The sequence below is a fragment of the Candidatus Obscuribacterales bacterium genome (genome assembly GCA_036703605.1).
Classification (GTDB): domain Bacteria; phylum Cyanobacteriota; class Cyanobacteriia; order RECH01; family RECH01; genus RECH01.
Genome location: DATNRH010000995.1, coordinates 1 through 15,058, shown reverse-complemented (window position 1 = coordinate 15,058; position 15,058 = coordinate 1). Strand labels below are relative to the sequence as shown.

The following is a 15,058-nucleotide window of genomic DNA, read 5'->3' as shown; positions in this document are numbered from 1 at the left end:
GACGGAGCCGACGAGTTTGGATCCAAGCTGTTCCACGCTCCATCGCCCTATCGTCAAGACTTGGTGTTAGGGCGATGATGGCATAGATGGGCGCTCCCGGTTCCCAATGGCAGCGATCGCCACCCCACTTAACAGAATCATGGCACCTAAGAGCACCATTGGCCCGGGATATTCTTGGAAAATCACCAAGCCCAAGAGACCCGCACCAACGGGTTCTGCCAAGATCACAAGAGTGACGAGCGTAGGGGAAATCCAGCGCACAGCCCAATTGAGGCTAGTATGCCCAATCACTTGGGGAAATAACGCCATTAAAGAAATATATATATAGACCCTGGGGGAATAACCTAGATAGGAGGTATGGGCTAACCAAGGCATGGGAATGAGCACCAGGGCTGCCAAACTATAGGTAATGGCTACATGGTGCTGAGTGGAAACACCGTTGCGCTGCGCCTCTCGGCTGAGGAGAAAATAAGCGCTCACGGCCCACGATCCGATTAAAGCCAGGGCATTGCCCAGCAGGGGATGCTGTCCAGGAGACGCAACTCCTAGATCACTGAGACCAATTACCACACTGCCAGCGATTGCCACTCCAATGCCCAACGATGTCAGCCAAGTGGGCCGCTCCCGCCAGATCCACCAAGACAGCAGCGCTACCCAGATAGGGTTGGTGGTCACCAAGGTGGTTGAGGCAGCAATGGAGGTATAGGACAGTGAGGTAATCCAACTGGCAAAGTGAAGGGCTAAACAGATACCCGCCACCATGGAGTAGATCAGCGATCGCCTCTGGATCTGCCCTGGATGAAAGCTGTGCCACGTGGGTACCAGCATCAGCGCGGCAATACTCATGCGCATGGCTGCTAAGACTAAGCTAAAGCCCACCCCGCGTTGATCGGCGGCATCGAGGGCTAGGCGAATGAACACAGCGGCCGTGGACACCGCCAGAATGCCAACCGTGAGAACAAGAGCGATCGCCCAGCGAGTGGGAGCAGGAGACGTCTGCATTGCAGGCTATAGATGGGACAACGTACGAGCGATGCTCAGTAGCGATGCTCAGTGTGGTTATCCTAGCAGGACAGCGATCGCTATGTTTGGAATGCCTGAGGGATTCCTGGGGGGTAACGGGGAGCGATCGCTGAATAATTCTGAATGTTAATGATTCTGAATGCCAGCTATAAAAAAAGGAGGCTGGCCGTGATCTGCCTGCCTCCCACTATCCGTGCAACTAGTGATGGGCGATCGACACCTTAGGTGCCAATTTAGGTGCCAATCATTCCGCCATCATCCTTGGTGATCACCACCGTAGAAGAACGGGGGTACATGGAGGTACTCTGATCCGGCCAGCGAGACTTGAGGTTGCCAGCAGCAAACTCGTCCGCCGTCACCGTTGCCCCAGGATGCTGCACGTTAATGAACATCGTGCGCTGATCCGGGGTTGTGACCACACCAGTAATTTCTTGACCAATGGGGCCCGTCAGGAAGCGACGGATTTCACCCGTGACCGGGTCAGCGGCCAGCATTTGGTTATTGCCAAACTGCACAAAGTTCCCAGTATTCATGACGCTTTCGCTGATATCCGTCTGAATCCACAGACGGCTGCTAGCATCAAACCATAGTCCATCTGGACAGCAGAACTTGCTATCTTCATTCAAGGCCTGACCATTGAGCGTTGTGCTATCGTCCTCTGGCCCGGCCAAGACAAAGAGATCCCACTGGAAGGTTCTGGAGGTAGGGTCATTGTTGCTTTCACTCCAGCGAATAATATGTCCCCACTCATTGGCTGCCCGAGGGTTGGGAGCATCTACCTCGTCATCTGTCCGGCGGCTGTTGTTGGTCAGGGTGAAGTAGACTTGCTTGGTGCTAGGATCTACCGCGCCCCACTCAGGACGATCCATCTTGGTGGCGCCCACAAAGTCCGCGGCTGTCCGGGTATTAACCAAGACATCTGCTTGGCTATTGAACCCGTTCTCCGGTGTCAAGCCATGTTGTCCAAACACCAGCGCAATCCATTCGCCGCTGCCGTCTTCGTTGAACCGAGCCACGTAGAGGGTGCCGTTGTCCAACAAATAGCCGCCAGCCGTTGCGCTGAAATAGGGTTGGGCAGACACATACTTATACACATACTCAAAGCGAGCATCATCGCCGGAGTAGCACACCACCGGTTCTCCTTCCACAGCAGGCTGGAAAACCACGCCTTCATGGGCAAACCGACCCAGAGCTGTACGCTTTTGGGGGGTGCTGGTGGGATCAAAGGGATCAATTTCCACGAACCAACCAAAGGTATTGGGTTCGTTGCGGTAGTCTTGGATGGGGCTGGCGGCCTTGGTGGAGGCATCAAAGCGGATGTAGTCATCAGCGCCGGTGCTAGCCAGTTCCCAGCCATAGCGAGAAACACCTGTTGCCACACCGTAGCGTGCATGTTCACGGGGTAGATTGGGTTCCACTTCCCCTTGGTTGCTGCCTGTAACTACATCGCCGTTGCGGAAGTAGCCTGCCCAGTTTTCTTCAGAAGCAAGATAGGTATTCCAGGGGGTAACGCCATGGGCACAGTTGTTGAGGGTGCCACGGGTGCGAGTCCCATCAGGGCTATAGCGCGTTTTCACTAAGTCGCTGCCGCGCACTGGTCCGCTGATCTCCATGGGAGTTAACCCAGTGATCCGACGGTTACGGTCATCCTGTTCCATGGCCCAGGTGCCATTGGCCTGTTTGCGCACCCGTACAACACTGACGCCATGACCGTTGAGTTCCTTCAGCACCTGATCAGCATCGCGCATCTCGCCCATCATGGGCACGCCATCACTGTCCAGGGCCATGCCGATGGCAGCGGTGTGCATGTAGCGCGGCTCAACATATTCATGGTTGACCACCAAGAGACCATCATCAGAGCTACCTTCGTAGGGCGACTCACCTTCAATGGGGAAGAAGTGCATGCCATCATGGTGGCTACCCATTTGCATAGCCTGGTCTGTGCCCGTGTTGTCTAGGCTGTAGGCAGGATAGCTACCGGTGATCGGTTCTCCAAACGACACTAAGGGGCTAGCTGTGTACCCTTCAGGAACAATAACGGTGTCAAGCTCGCCGACCGGAACCGCTTTGAAGCCTAGAAGGGTGCTGCTGGCTGCAGCCGGGCGAGTGCGCAGGGTGTTGATCGCTGGCCCAGCAAACATCGAAGTGACGGCCAAGGCCAAGCTGCCCTTAAGCACTTGGCGACGCTGGAGACGGCTGCCTAGAATAGATGCAAAGTCTGGATTGTTAGACTGATTGCAGATAGGCTCATCGCCATGGTTATGCTGCCTCGGATCATCACAGTGAGTCTCGCCCTTAAGAATTTGGGCATACTTTTGCCGCAGGCTTCGTTTATCGGACATGGTCAGTTCTCCTCTTGTACTGCCCAGATGAGCCTCGCGTGAGTTGGCCTTAGCCAAATGCGCTATGCAGAACTACTCTGGGCGGATGAAAGTCCGTCCTGATGGTAGAAGCATAGGGTTATGAACTGAATAAGTAAGGGTTAAGTTTTCCGTTTAAAATCCTGAATATTAGGCTAAATCTCAGCGATCGCTCTCCGAGGCATAAGATGCTTTCTCCCTAACCAAAGGTGGGGCATCTGTTCTCATCTACTGGTTTATCAGCCCTTTAGAATACAAAGCTCCAGCGATCGCCCTAGAAAACCGAGCTGCCATACCCGAAGAAATTGTTATCCCGGTCTTAACCGTTGAGGGATCATCCTTTGCTAAGCTGAGTATGCTTTAACAGCTTGCCTAGCGATCGCTTCCATCCTCACCCCAACTGACGACCCTCGCACCTACTCATCATGACCAGCAGATTCTGTTTAGGTCTAGAGATCTAGAGGGATTAAGATGATGTTCATCCTTTGGATACAGGAAATAGCCGTATCCATCATGCTATCCATCATGATCACGATCAAAGTTCAAGACTAGCTCTGGAGTGCCAGTTCTTAACGCTATAGGGAGAAGCTCTCTGTTATGCATAGGCTATTATCTGGGTCGCTAAGCATTGAAACCATCACAGTTCCAATCTCAGGGCTTCCATCTCATTTAGGTGGCATCAAAATCGCACAATTGTCAGATTTACACTATGACGGCCTACGGCTGTCAGACCGGCTCCTAGCCCAAGCGATCGCAGCGACTAATGCGGCTCAGCCGGATCTCGTGGTCATCACCGGAGATCATGTCACCGATGATCCATCCCCAGCTCCGGATCTAGCACGACGGCTAGCCTCTATTCAAAGCCGCTTGGGTACCTACGCCATTCTCGGCAACCACGACATCGTGCCTGCCAGTGCCAAAGGGTACATCACCGATGCATTTACCCTAGCGGGCATCCAAGTCCTATGGAATCAGATTGCTTATCCATGGGGTGCCGATCTACCGGTGGTGGGGTTAGCAGATTTATGGTCACGGGAGTTTAACCCTGGTCTGGTGATGCATCAGCTTGATCCCGCTACACCGCGCATCGTCCTATCCCATAACCCCGATAGTGCTGTGCAGCTCCAAAAATGGCGGGTTGACCTCCAACTCTCCGGCCACACCCACGGCGGGCAGATCGTCATCCCCGGTCTAGGGCCTGTGCCCACCTGGTACCAAACCATTCGTCGTTGGGTGCCGCGATCGCTGCGGCGCTGGGTGCCCTACATGCGAGAAGACTGCCATCGTGTCGTCAAACATTGGGAATGGGCTCAGGGTCTCCACCAGGTTGGCCCCAACTATCTGTATGTGAATCGAGGCTTAGGGACATTTCCGCCCGCCCGCCTTTTTTGTCCCCCAGAGTTAACCATCATCACCCTCATACCCCAACCTTCAGCTGCGATGGCGGGGGCGATCGCAGAACATCGATCTGTCTTAGCAGCCCACTAAGGCAGGTAACGGCTCATCACACAGACGAGAAAGAGGCTATTCCCTAAGGAGCAGCCTCTTCGTGATGTGTGTACTGATCTTGAGGACTGGCGGGTCTTGCAGATGGGGAACACCCTAACCTGCAAGCGACCTGCTCCTCAACTTCTGTAGTGTTCTTCTGGGCGATAGGCTTTGTCTAAACAGCGTTCTAAGTGCTGAATTCGATAGGAGCACCAGAACCGACGGGGATCTAAAATAGCAGGCTGCTGACGGCTAAAGAGTGGCTGGTTGAGGAACTGCCATACGGGCTTTAGTGCTTTATGGTATCTAGAGTTCATGGTGCGAAAACAGAGATGAGGAGTACGAAGAGGAATCTCAAACCAGATGGATGAGTTTAGTTTTCTAGAAATAGCATTCCCAAACCTAGACCCTGAATCCTCATGGTTTTTTGGAAAGTCAACAAAACGCTAAATACTTTAGTGTTTTTCAATACAGAAATTTTTTCTTGGAATTGTCCTGAATGAATTAAGAAATGAGTATTGCCTGACGGAGTACTATGCAAGATATCTATCAAGATGTGGTCATTCGAGATTGGCAACCCAGCGATCGCCACCCTGCAGCGGCGCTCATTGGTGCAGTACTCAGTGAATATGGCCTTGCTCAAGAGTCTGACGGGGCGGATTGGGATGCCTGGAATGTGGAAGCGGCCTACTGGCAAACCGGCGGCCAGTTTTGGGTGGTGGAATGCCAAGCTGATGTCGTTGGCACAGCCGGATTCTATCCAGTTAACCACTCAACAGGTTCAGTCGAAATTCGCAAGATGTACCTCCACCAAGGGGTCAGGGGCAAGGGACTCGGACGATATTTACTGAATGCCCTCGAACAAGCGATCGCTCTCCAGGGCTATCAGCAGATTTGGATTGAAACCGCATCGGTGCTCAAAGAAGCCGTGCGTCTCTACGAAACCAGCGGCTATCGGCGTACGTCTCCAGGTGAAACGGTACGCTGTGATTTGATGTATGTTAAGACTTTACCGAACCTGCCCCCCCCATCTGCACCTATCGCAAGATAGAGTTGATCAGACTTAGGTTCAGGTTTTAAGTATGGGTATGGATCAAAACAACATCATATGGCGGAGATTGGTGTGATGCGATCGCCCTCCCCGATGCCAAGGCTCATGGCAGAGAGTCAAGCTTCATGGCATCAGCATTCTCCCCAGTTTTGGCTAGGCATTAGTCTAGTCTCACTGGGTGTTCATGGGCTGTGTTTCATCTACCTGCTGCCTTGGATAACCTCGATGGGTGCGTCGCAACCTGCCGTCACGCTCACCCCGGTGGAGGTGGTTGAGTGGTCGGATCAACCGCCCAGCGATCGCAGTGCCGAGCGATCGCCCCGCCCAGATCCAGTACCTGCGACGGATTCCGCCGCTACGGATCCAGCTACTACCGATCCAGCTACTACGAATCCAACCGATATCCCGATTGTTCGGAGCGATCGCCCACGCCAAGACAGCCCTCCCGTAGCAACGGAACGACCAGCACCGGTTGCGCCAGAGACCCCTTCCCCAGAGCTTCCTGACGGCCAGGATGAAGAACGCACACCACCCCCAGAAGAGTCCACAGAGCCCGAAGAGCCTGAAGTAGAGCCCGAGGTGTCGGAGATGGAACCGGACGTGGAATCTGAGGTGGAGACTCCTGAGCCATTACCGGATGTGCCCGATGTGCCCGATCCAGGGCAGCCCGATCTCAGCGAAGAGGCGACCGAGGATCCAGACCTCACCACGCTTCCTGTAGGGCGAGATCCCATCACCCAAGTCTATGGCGTGCAGATGATGCGGGCAGAAGTGGAGCCTCGTAGCATTGACGGCACGCTTCGCGATCTCTACGACCAACCGCCGCAGTTACGCCAATATAGCGACCAGTTTCGTGATGATCCTACGACCACGTCATGCCGGATGACCCCCGATGCGCGCCAAAATCTTGGCGAGCCGGTGCGGTTTCGCGTGGAGCTGGATCGGCAAGGACAGGTGGTGAGCTTGCGGTCGCTGACTCAAACGCCCCTCAATCCTGATTACATCAACCTGGCCGACTGCCTCGTGCGCACCTGGGAATTTACCCCCGCTCAAATGGAGGGCCAGCCTGTCGCCAATAGTGATTTGGTGGTTGAGCTAGCTGTTGTTGGCAACTGAGCATGAGGAGCTGTAGGTCGCGTTAGGTGAGGGCATCAAAGTCTAGGGCTTTGCCGGTGCGTCGTTCGAGCTGGTTTAACAGCCGACCAAGCTGGTACCACACCAGCCCAGCACTGCCCACGGTCAACGGGAAAGCGATCGCGTAGGAGGGGAGAGCTGGGAAGGCAAACAGTTGCAAACTGGAGGCGAGGAAGACACAAACGCCACCACTCACTCCCACCACCGGCACCAGCAGCGGCGCACCGCGCAGGCTCTGCAGGGCACGGGTTGAACGGCTGCGAGACCAAACAGCAACCAGTTCTTTCAGGGTTGCCTGAAATGCGTAGGCAGACGTGATGCCGGCTATCAACCCTGCAACCATCAGAACATAGGGTGGAGAAGCAGCGGAGTAAAACACAGATGTATCCTTTTGATGCAAGTTGATGCAAACCGTTGATGTCCAGATCAACGGCAACAGGGGTTGACTATCGCAAAACCGAGGGCTCCGGCGAGGAAGTTTGGGCAAAGGCTGGGATGAGGGCGGCGGCCCGCTCTGCCGAGAAACTTGTGAGGGCACCAAGGGCCACATTGAACAAGTTGGCTGGCTGCAGATCGTCTTTCACCAATTCCCAGATGCGCTGAATTTCTTCCGTGTGGAAGCGATCGTCTTCCACCAACGCCAAAATGAGCTGACGGCGAAGAAACGCTCCCTCCTCGGAGAACAAGTATTGTAACCCGAGCTGAGCCGTGGGCAATAGGTCAAAGCTGGCATCGGCACGGGCGATCGCCAACAGGTTTTCCAATCGATGCCACTGGAATTTGCCATCGCGGATGAGGATTTCCAGCAAACGGCGACGCAGTTGGGGAGACTCTCCCTTCAACAGCCGCCGCGCAATGTAGGGGTAGGCCACATCTACAATCTTAAAGTCAGGATTGAGGCTAAGGGCTAGCCCTTCCTGGGTCACCAAGGAGCGAATGATCAAGGCAAACTTAGCAGGCACCCGGAACGGATACTCATACATCAACTCCGAAAATTGATCGGTGATGGTTTTGAAGTTGAAATCCCGAACACTTTCCCCCAAGGCACTGCCCAACACTTTTTCTAGCGCTGGCACAATCGGCATAATGTCGGTATCAGGCGTGAGGAAGCCCAGCTTGACAAAGTCCCGAGCTAGATCGGCATAGTCTTGGTTGATCAGATGGACGACAGCATCCACTAGAGTCTCTTTCATCTCCTGACCGAGCTGATCCATCATGCCAAAGTCAATGTAGGCCATGCGGCCATCGGCCATGGCAAACAGGTTGCCGGGATGGGGATCGGCGTGGAAAAAGCCAAACTCTAGTAACTGCTGGAGCCCCGAAGTGACCCCGATCTCAATTAACGTGTCTTGGTCGAGCTGGGAATTGCGCACCTGCTGAGTGTCGGTAAGCTTAAAGCCATCGATCCACTCCAGTACCAGCACTTTCCGGCTGCTGTAGCGCCAGTAGATATCAGGAACTTTGATTTGGGGACTATATTGAAAGTTGGCCGCAAAGGTTTCCGCATTGCGCCCTTCGTTGAGGTAGTCGATTTCTTCAAAGAGCTTGGTGCCAAATTCATCCACAATCAAGGTCAAGTCATGACCTAGATTCAGCGGCAGCCAGGGAGCCAGCCAACCCGCCGCCCAGCGCATCAAAAACAAATCAACGGTAATTTTGGGCAAGAGGTTGGGGCGTTGCACCTTCACCGCCACCTCTTCACCGCTCATCAGCCGAGCTCGGTAGACTTGCCCCAAGCTAGCTGCCGCCACCGGCTGAGACGAAATATCGGCAAAAACTTCAACCAGCGAGCGATCTAGCTCAGATTCAACAATATTGAAGGCTTGAGGGGTGGGAAAGGGAGGAAGCTGATCTTGAAGCTTGGTCAGCTCATCCAAAAAGTCTCGGCGCACCAAATCTGGGCGAGTGGACAGGGACTGTCCGACTTTGATAAACGTCGGCCCGAGGCGAGTGAGCAATTGACGCAACTGAGCTGCACGCTTGAGCCTCGTCGCTTCCGATCGCTTCAGCCAACCATCCCAGGCAAACCCCCAAAGGAAGCCGAGGAAGGAAAGAACAACAACCAGACCGCGCCAAATTGTGAGCCAAGGACGCAGTCGATAGTAGCGAGCGATCGCCTGAACGTCGTAGCGTTTCATCTGTTCGAGCACTGACTGACTCACCGGTGGTTCTACCTCTTCTAAGCGATTTCGACACAAACGATTAGCAACCCTTGTGAACCCAGGGCCCGATCGCTATCGATAGAATCAAGGTCTTAGCGTGACTGACCCTTCAGGTGCGATCGCGCTCAATCCAACAGTCGTTGCAACAAGCTAGGCAGCAAGCTTAGGGGCAAATGTCTCTTCAAGACTACCCCTGCGAAAAGCGATGACTCACCGCTGCTCTATCTCGATGAGTCCACTCAGTTCAGTAAACCCATGTTTACTTCTTTACGTTCTCTTAAATATAGTATAAAAAACTACAAACAAATCCAAGATTCGCTTCATGAAAATTTAAGATAAGTAGACCTAACCATTACACCACGGTTCTAAGTTTTTCTATTATGTAATGTTGGAGAATTGATACCTTCCATAAGAGCCAAGCTCCATCCTATAGAAATTGTATAAAAAACAAGGTCTTGGCTGCAGTTCTGCCCTAGAGTCCACCCTTTGTCATGAATTAACGCGCTGTTTCCATGCAGGATGCCAAGGTGCTGCCAGCCTTTCTACGCCGTTGCCAGCAAGCTAAGGGTCTCAATCCTGGTAACCCTCTTCACCCTATTGCGCCCATAGATGATCGAGGGATGAATGAGAGACGATTGAGCAATCATTGGCGCTGAAGTTGTCGTAGGTGCGATCGCCTTGGATCTTTCCCAGAGAGCTGCACTCCTGAATGCTTGACAAAACTTCTGCAGCCCTTATGCTCTTGTAGGTGGGTTAGCGTCAGCGTAACGCAACAGAATCTAAGCTGGCGCTGGGTTTCATGTTACTCAATCCAGCCTACGCAAAAAGATTTGTCCGTCAACCAGGCTGCATCCATGAACATCTGAGAGAGCCAGGCAGCTCTTCTAAAGCACCTCACCGCAGAAAAGAGAGCATCAACGAACAATCTCTGCTCTAAGACCTGTTCTAAGACTTGCTAAATGATCGCCCCAAATCCACTCCCTCAGGTTGATTCAGAATGTTGAATTGGTTGAGAAGTGGCTGAAAAGCTATCTACGTAACCGGTTTAGCAATTTTGACGAAACGAAGTGTAATTCGGTATACAGAATCAATGGATACAGAATTGGTGCAATCAACTTGATTAAGATTGCGATCGCTCGTACTCTTGATGAAATCTAGAACGCGATCGCGACATCCTGTTTGAGCTCAGGAGATGCGTCACACCACAAATCTCAATAGGCGAACCTCAGTTTGACACTGTGCGATTTCATACGTTGGAACTAGACCAGGTAGATCGTCAAAGACAAACTACTCAGGTTGAGATGGCCTCCAGAGTGGGGTAACGCCGTTACGTGTAACTTGTTAAGGAACGTCCAGTGATGATGTCTAATAAGTTGATGCAAGCAAAGCGGTTACATGGTAGCCGACGAAGGAAGACCTTCGGCTCTTCATACTTACCCGATGCAGTAGGGTTCTTTAAGCGACTGCAGCGAGTTCTTCCCAATCGCTCCTTTGCTTGGCTAGCCATTGTGCCGCTAGCTGTCTTAATTGTGGGTGCTTGGGGCCTAGCCGCATCCGCACAGGAAGAAGCAGCAGCACTCACACCCGAAGATGTTCAAGCCGTCTTGGACAACATTTGGATCTTAGTTGCTTCCATCCTTGTCATTTTCATGAACGCCGGGTTCGGGATGCTAGAAACCGGGTTCTGTCGGCAGAAAAATGCTGTCAACATTCTCAGTAAAAACCTGCTGGTTTTCGCGTTAGCCACCCTAGCCTTCTGGGCTGTTGGTTTTTCGCTCATGTTTGGTGCTGCAGGGGGTGGTTTCCTCGGTTTTGGAGGATGGTTCCTCAGCAGTACAGACCCAGCAACCTACGGGTTAGATGGCGGTACACTGACAATCTCGGTATTCTTCCTATTCCAAGCCGCCTTTGCCGGCACCGCTGCCACCATCGTGTCTGGGGCAGTGGCTGAACGGATTAAGATTATCGATTTTGTCATCTTCAGCATTGTCTTAACTGCCATTGTCTACCCCATCAGCGGACACTGGGTCTGGGGTGGTGGCATGTTGTCTGAGATTGGTTTCTTGGGCGGTGCTGGTTTCTCTGACTTTGCTGGCTCCACGGTGGTTCACTCCGCTGGTGGTTGGGCAGCTCTCATGGGTGCAGCCATTCTCGGCCCCCGGATTGGTAAATACCAAGACGGTCAACCCAGTGCTCTACCCGGTCACAACATGAGCATTGCCACCCTGGGATGCTTAATCCTGTGGATCGGCTGGTTTGGGTTCAACCCCGGTTCTCAGTTAGCTGCTGACAGCGCCGTTCCTTATATTGCTGTGACCACCAACCTAGCGGCTGCCGCTGGTGGGGTTGCCGCAACCGTAACCTCTTGGACGCTATCGGGCAAGCCTGATCTTTCCATGATCATCAACGGTATCTTGGCAGGTCTCGTCGCTATTACCGCCGGTTGTGCTGGTGTTAGCTTCCTAGGTGCAGTGGTGATTGGGTTGATTGGTGGTGTCTTAGTTGTATTCTCTGTGTACTTCTTCGACAGCATCCAAATTGATGACCCGGTCGGCGCTGTGTCGGTTCACTTGGTGAACGGCATCTGGGGTACCTTGGCAGTTGGTCTCTTTGATATGGGCGGCGGCTTGTTCTACGGTGCTGGCCCCACGCAGTTGCTAGCTCAAATCATGGGTATTCTCACTGTTGGTCTCTGGGTAGTGGTGTGTAGCACCATTGTCTGGTCGATCTTGAAGGCCACCCTATCGCTCCGGGTGACCCCAGAGGAAGAACTGATGGGTCTCGACATCGGCGAACACGGCATGGAAGCCTACAGTGGCTTTATTAAAGAAAGTAGCAGCATGCCCTCTAGCACCAGTGCTGGGGTTGGCAGCTAGCGCTTTGTTGTCCCTGCCGTCACTCTAGGGTGAGCGATCGCCCATAGAACGGACGGAATCTCCTGTGAATCTAGCGGTAGCTCTATCCATGTTGGCTCAATGACGACAGGATGAGCTACCGCTTTTTATGGGGGATAAGTAGGTGAACTCAATGAACTGAAGCTAAGTTGCCGGGTTTCGGCCATGCTCAATCCTATTCTCATCAAGATTTGAGCATTGAGCAACGCTGTAACGCTTGCTAATAGTCATCTCTTCCTACTTATGGGGGAAAGAAATATAGCAAGATTCTGCACAATCAGCGAAAATCACTATAAAATTTGCGTAACTAGGCGATCGCCCCAACGTAGACTCAAGGTGTTGCGATCGCTCCAGTTAATCGTTCAGCCCCACGGGATGAGGATACAGTCCATTGGTAAGGCGGGCAGAGAGTAGAAAAAGGCAGCGATCGCTTCGATTGCCGCACCCTTATCAGAGGCAATCGATACCGTTTTGGGCCATCTTGTCTCTGGTCCTTAATGGTGTAGGACTGGCAGGCATGGTAGCTATCCTGATGCAGAGCAAGGGGAGCGATCGCCTAGATTATGCTTTACCCTCAGGCGTGCCACCCTCTCGCCCTAACCTGATGGCTGTTGTTGCCACACCAGACTTAGGACCTCGTCACCAGTTGGCCTACCAAGAATGGTTAGCGATCTTGCAGCAAGAAGCTCAATCGATCGCCGGGCGCGCTCCCGATCATCTCGCTATCTTGGCTGGAGATTCCATAAGCCTCTGGTTTCCGCCGGAAATTTTGCCCCCAGAGCAACAATGGCTCAACCAAGGTATTTCAGGCGAAACCTCCGAAGGGTTGCTTGCACGACTCTATTTATTTGACGATACGCGCCCTGACCAAATCTTTGTGATGATTGGCATTAACGATCTCATCCAAGGCGTTGATGCAGCCGTTGTCCTTGAGCAGCAACAGGCGATTATCCAAGATCTTAAGCAGCGACATCCGAGGGCCGAGATCATTGTGCAGTCTCTTTTGCCCCACGCAGGCGAGCAGGCAACATGGGAAGGGCGCGATCGCCTCTTAGCGCTTCCCAACACCGTCATTCGCGATTTAAATAGCCAGCTTCAAGCGATCGCTGAGCAGGAAAAGGTGGAGTATTTGGATCTCTATCCGCTCTTTGCCGATCCCTCCGGACACCTCATTCTCCATCTCACCACCGATGGCCTTCATCTGAGTGAGCAGGGCTATTGGGTCTGGCGATCGGCCATCCAGTCCTACAACCTACGCGATCGTTAATCACTTCAGGCTAGTTCTCTGCGGCAGACATTTATCCCGCAGTCGATCACCAGGGTTCCTTGGGTTCTCACTGCGAGAGATGGTTCACGTTAGCCTGTCCTCATGGGCAAACGCCTTCGCTCAGCCAGCGTAGTTTCTGGGGTACTGGATGGCTTCTAGTACTGGGTTAAGCACCGCCGTCTGGATAGACTATTTCGTCTTCTTTCCGCCAGGCTGGATCCACAATGCAGATGAAAATTAAGGGATCATTCCCGGCATTGTGGATAAACTGACGAGCGTTGGGGGGAATATAGATAGCATCTCCCGCCTTCACGATCGCGGTCTCATCATCAATATGCATTTCGCCCACGCCGCTGAGAATATAATAAACCTCCGAGGTCGTGAGAGAGTGAGGGGTGGAGCGTTGCCCAATCGGCAAAATAGCATGGGCGAGGCTGTAGCGCAGGGCGATCGCCTGTTTGTCGGGATGGAGCAATTCACGAAGCGTGGTGCCATCGCCGGCTGTAAATTCAGTACAATTTTCGAGTTTGCTGATCAACATAAACTGGAGCTAAATCCTGATTACCCTCAAAATACTGTATCTCACCCGTCTACCCAGGCACCGGAACCTTAAGGTTCTCCCCCATATACGTCTACTTCAGGACAAAGGATACACTAAGTTCAACCCTTGACTACCATGGGCAAAGACGCTAGGCAAGGATCCGACTCAAAGCGTTATGTAGGGAGACGTTTGGGCTGGATCCGGATCATAGTCTGGACAACCGATCGCTGCTTCTGACAGGGCTGTCCTCGGCTGCACCGGACATTTAAGATGATAGTCTTGGGTGAAAAATCGACAGGTGCTACAAGGAATTTGATGCATTTGTTTAGCCCGCTGTAGGCCAGATCTCAGCCCTGTCCAAATACTCAAGACGGTTAAACCCACAATGAACCAAGCAGCGACTAAGCAGAGTGGTACAAGGATGGGTTCAAGTGCTTGCACCAGTCCATGAACTAACCCATACACAATTGACAGAAGGCGATACACAGATAGTTCTCCCACTCACAACATTTTCCCCAGTACGGGGAGACAAAACCGTGACGCTAGGGTGATGATATAACCAGAGGTGCCCATGATGCGTGATCTCCATAGGAGATGGGGGCAAATTTAGCGCAACTACCCTATTCTTTTTTCATCGTACCCTAGTTTTTAAATGCTGAACGTCAATATTCTCCATCCTCCTAGAGGCGATCGCTATGCCTGAGCGCCGACCTGATATGCCGAAACAAGTTTTGGTTTGTCAGCATACAGCCTGCCGCCGGGCGGGAAGTCATCGAGTCCTAGCTGCCTTTGAAAGCCAACCTATTGAAGGGTGGACAATGGTGGCTAGCTCCTGTTTTGGACATTGTGGCAACGGCCCCATGGTTTGGGTGTTGCCTGATGATATTAAGTACCACCATGTGTTGCCCGAAGAAGTTGGGGCGATCGTCACGCGCCATCTTTTACAGGGAAACCCCATTGTCGCCATGCAGTACCTCACACGTCCTTAGTCGCAGTTTCGCGATCGCAGAAGGAACACTAGAAGGAACCCTGCCAGCAGCGCGCCAGCCAATTGAGACGATCTTGGCGAGAGTCCATCATCTGCTGTAAAGCACTCCAAAGCTGATAGTTGGAAGTGCTGCTTCTATGTCACCGATAG

13 protein-coding genes are annotated in these 15,058 nt (G+C 52.8%); 6 read left to right on the top strand and 7 right to left on the bottom strand.

Annotated features, from left to right (window positions below; translation table 11 throughout):
* Nucleotides 1-66: 66 nt before the first annotated feature.
* Nucleotides 67-1,002, bottom strand: coding sequence for a DMT family transporter (locus tag V6D20_20455; GenBank protein ID HEY9818151.1), 936 nt, complete (start codon nucleotides 1,000-1,002; stop codon nucleotides 67-69).
* 254 nt (nucleotides 1,003-1,256) lie between these two features.
* Nucleotides 1,257-3,365 carry a PhoX family phosphatase gene (locus V6D20_20450; GenBank protein HEY9818150.1) on the bottom strand — a complete coding sequence of 703 codons (2,109 nt, stop codon included), beginning with the start codon at nucleotides 3,363-3,365 and terminating at the stop codon, nucleotides 1,257-1,259.
* Nucleotides 3,366-3,980: 615 nt separating this feature from the next.
* On the opposite strand from V6D20_20450, the gene V6D20_20445 reads away from it, so the two are divergent.
* Nucleotides 3,981-4,871 (top strand): metallophosphoesterase, encoded by an 891-nt coding sequence (locus tag V6D20_20445; GenBank protein HEY9818149.1) that lies wholly within the window; start codon nucleotides 3,981-3,983, stop codon nucleotides 4,869-4,871.
* Nucleotides 4,872-5,008: 137 nt separating this feature from the next.
* Here the strand turns inward: V6D20_20445 and V6D20_20440 are convergent, their stop codons facing one another.
* Complete coding sequence (locus tag V6D20_20440; GenBank protein ID HEY9818148.1) at nucleotides 5,009-5,188, bottom strand: hypothetical protein; 180 nt, start codon at nucleotides 5,186-5,188, stop codon at nucleotides 5,009-5,011.
* Nucleotides 5,189-5,406: 218 nt separating this feature from the next.
* Between V6D20_20440 and V6D20_20435 the strand changes: the two genes are divergently transcribed.
* Nucleotides 5,407-5,922: a GNAT family N-acetyltransferase gene (locus V6D20_20435; GenBank protein ID HEY9818147.1), complete on the top strand. Its 516-nt coding sequence runs from the start codon at nucleotides 5,407-5,409 to the stop codon at nucleotides 5,920-5,922.
* A 57-nt stretch (nucleotides 5,923-5,979) separates the two neighbouring features.
* Nucleotides 5,980-7,038: a hypothetical protein gene (locus V6D20_20430; protein HEY9818146.1), complete on the top strand. Its 1,059-nt coding sequence runs from the start codon at nucleotides 5,980-5,982 to the stop codon at nucleotides 7,036-7,038.
* Between the two features lie 22 nt (nucleotides 7,039-7,060).
* Here V6D20_20430 and V6D20_20425 read toward each other — a convergent pair whose 3' ends face one another.
* Nucleotides 7,061-7,435 (bottom strand): hypothetical protein, encoded by a 375-nt coding sequence (locus tag V6D20_20425; protein ID HEY9818145.1) that lies wholly within the window; start codon nucleotides 7,433-7,435, stop codon nucleotides 7,061-7,063.
* Between the two features lie 67 nt (nucleotides 7,436-7,502).
* Nucleotides 7,503-9,218: an AarF/ABC1/UbiB kinase family protein gene (locus V6D20_20420; GenBank protein HEY9818144.1), complete on the bottom strand. Its 1,716-nt coding sequence runs from the start codon at nucleotides 9,216-9,218 to the stop codon at nucleotides 7,503-7,505.
* 1,358 nt (nucleotides 9,219-10,576) lie between these two features.
* Here V6D20_20420 and V6D20_20415 point away from each other — a divergent pair.
* Nucleotides 10,577-12,094: an ammonium transporter gene (locus V6D20_20415; GenBank protein ID HEY9818143.1), complete on the top strand. Its 1,518-nt coding sequence runs from the start codon at nucleotides 10,577-10,579 to the stop codon at nucleotides 12,092-12,094.
* A gap of 535 nt (nucleotides 12,095-12,629) precedes the next feature.
* Nucleotides 12,630-13,379 carry a GDSL-type esterase/lipase family protein gene (locus tag V6D20_20410; protein HEY9818142.1) on the top strand — a complete coding sequence of 250 codons (750 nt, stop codon included), beginning with the start codon at nucleotides 12,630-12,632 and terminating at the stop codon, nucleotides 13,377-13,379.
* A 166-nt stretch (nucleotides 13,380-13,545) separates the two neighbouring features.
* On the opposite strand, the gene V6D20_20405 is transcribed toward V6D20_20410, so the two are convergent.
* Nucleotides 13,546-13,920: a cupin domain-containing protein gene (locus V6D20_20405; GenBank protein ID HEY9818141.1), complete on the bottom strand. Its 375-nt coding sequence runs from the start codon at nucleotides 13,918-13,920 to the stop codon at nucleotides 13,546-13,548.
* A 165-nt stretch (nucleotides 13,921-14,085) separates the two neighbouring features.
* Complete coding sequence (locus V6D20_20400) at nucleotides 14,086-14,406, bottom strand: hypothetical protein (GenBank protein HEY9818140.1); 321 nt, start codon at nucleotides 14,404-14,406, stop codon at nucleotides 14,086-14,088.
* A gap of 209 nt (nucleotides 14,407-14,615) precedes the next feature.
* Here V6D20_20400 and V6D20_20395 point away from each other — a divergent pair, with 209 nt between their 5' ends.
* Complete coding sequence (locus V6D20_20395; GenBank protein ID HEY9818139.1) at nucleotides 14,616-14,909, top strand: (2Fe-2S) ferredoxin domain-containing protein; 294 nt, start codon at nucleotides 14,616-14,618, stop codon at nucleotides 14,907-14,909.
* Nucleotides 14,910-15,058: the final 149 nt, after the last annotated feature.

Coding starts and splice junctions, on each gene's coding strand:
- V6D20_20430 (HEY9818146.1), top strand. CDS start 5,980: ATGGCGGAGATTGGTGTGATGCGATCGCCCTCCCCGATGCCAAGGCTC.
- V6D20_20405 (HEY9818141.1), bottom strand. CDS start 13,920: ATGTTGATCAGCAAACTCGAAAATTGTACTGAATTTACAGCCGGCGAT.
- V6D20_20455 (HEY9818151.1), bottom strand. CDS start 1,002: ATGCAGACGTCTCCTGCTCCCACTCGCTGGGCGATCGCTCTTGTTCTC.
- V6D20_20395 (HEY9818139.1), top strand. CDS start 14,616: ATGCCTGAGCGCCGACCTGATATGCCGAAACAAGTTTTGGTTTGTCAG.
- V6D20_20410 (HEY9818142.1), top strand. CDS start 12,630: ATGGTAGCTATCCTGATGCAGAGCAAGGGGAGCGATCGCCTAGATTAT.
- V6D20_20440 (HEY9818148.1), bottom strand. CDS start 5,188: ATGAACTCTAGATACCATAAAGCACTAAAGCCCGTATGGCAGTTCCTC.
- V6D20_20415 (HEY9818143.1), top strand. CDS start 10,577: ATGATGTCTAATAAGTTGATGCAAGCAAAGCGGTTACATGGTAGCCGA.
- V6D20_20445 (HEY9818149.1), top strand. CDS start 3,981: ATGCATAGGCTATTATCTGGGTCGCTAAGCATTGAAACCATCACAGTT.
- V6D20_20435 (HEY9818147.1), top strand. CDS start 5,407: ATGCAAGATATCTATCAAGATGTGGTCATTCGAGATTGGCAACCCAGC.
- V6D20_20450 (HEY9818150.1), bottom strand. CDS start 3,365: ATGTCCGATAAACGAAGCCTGCGGCAAAAGTATGCCCAAATTCTTAAG.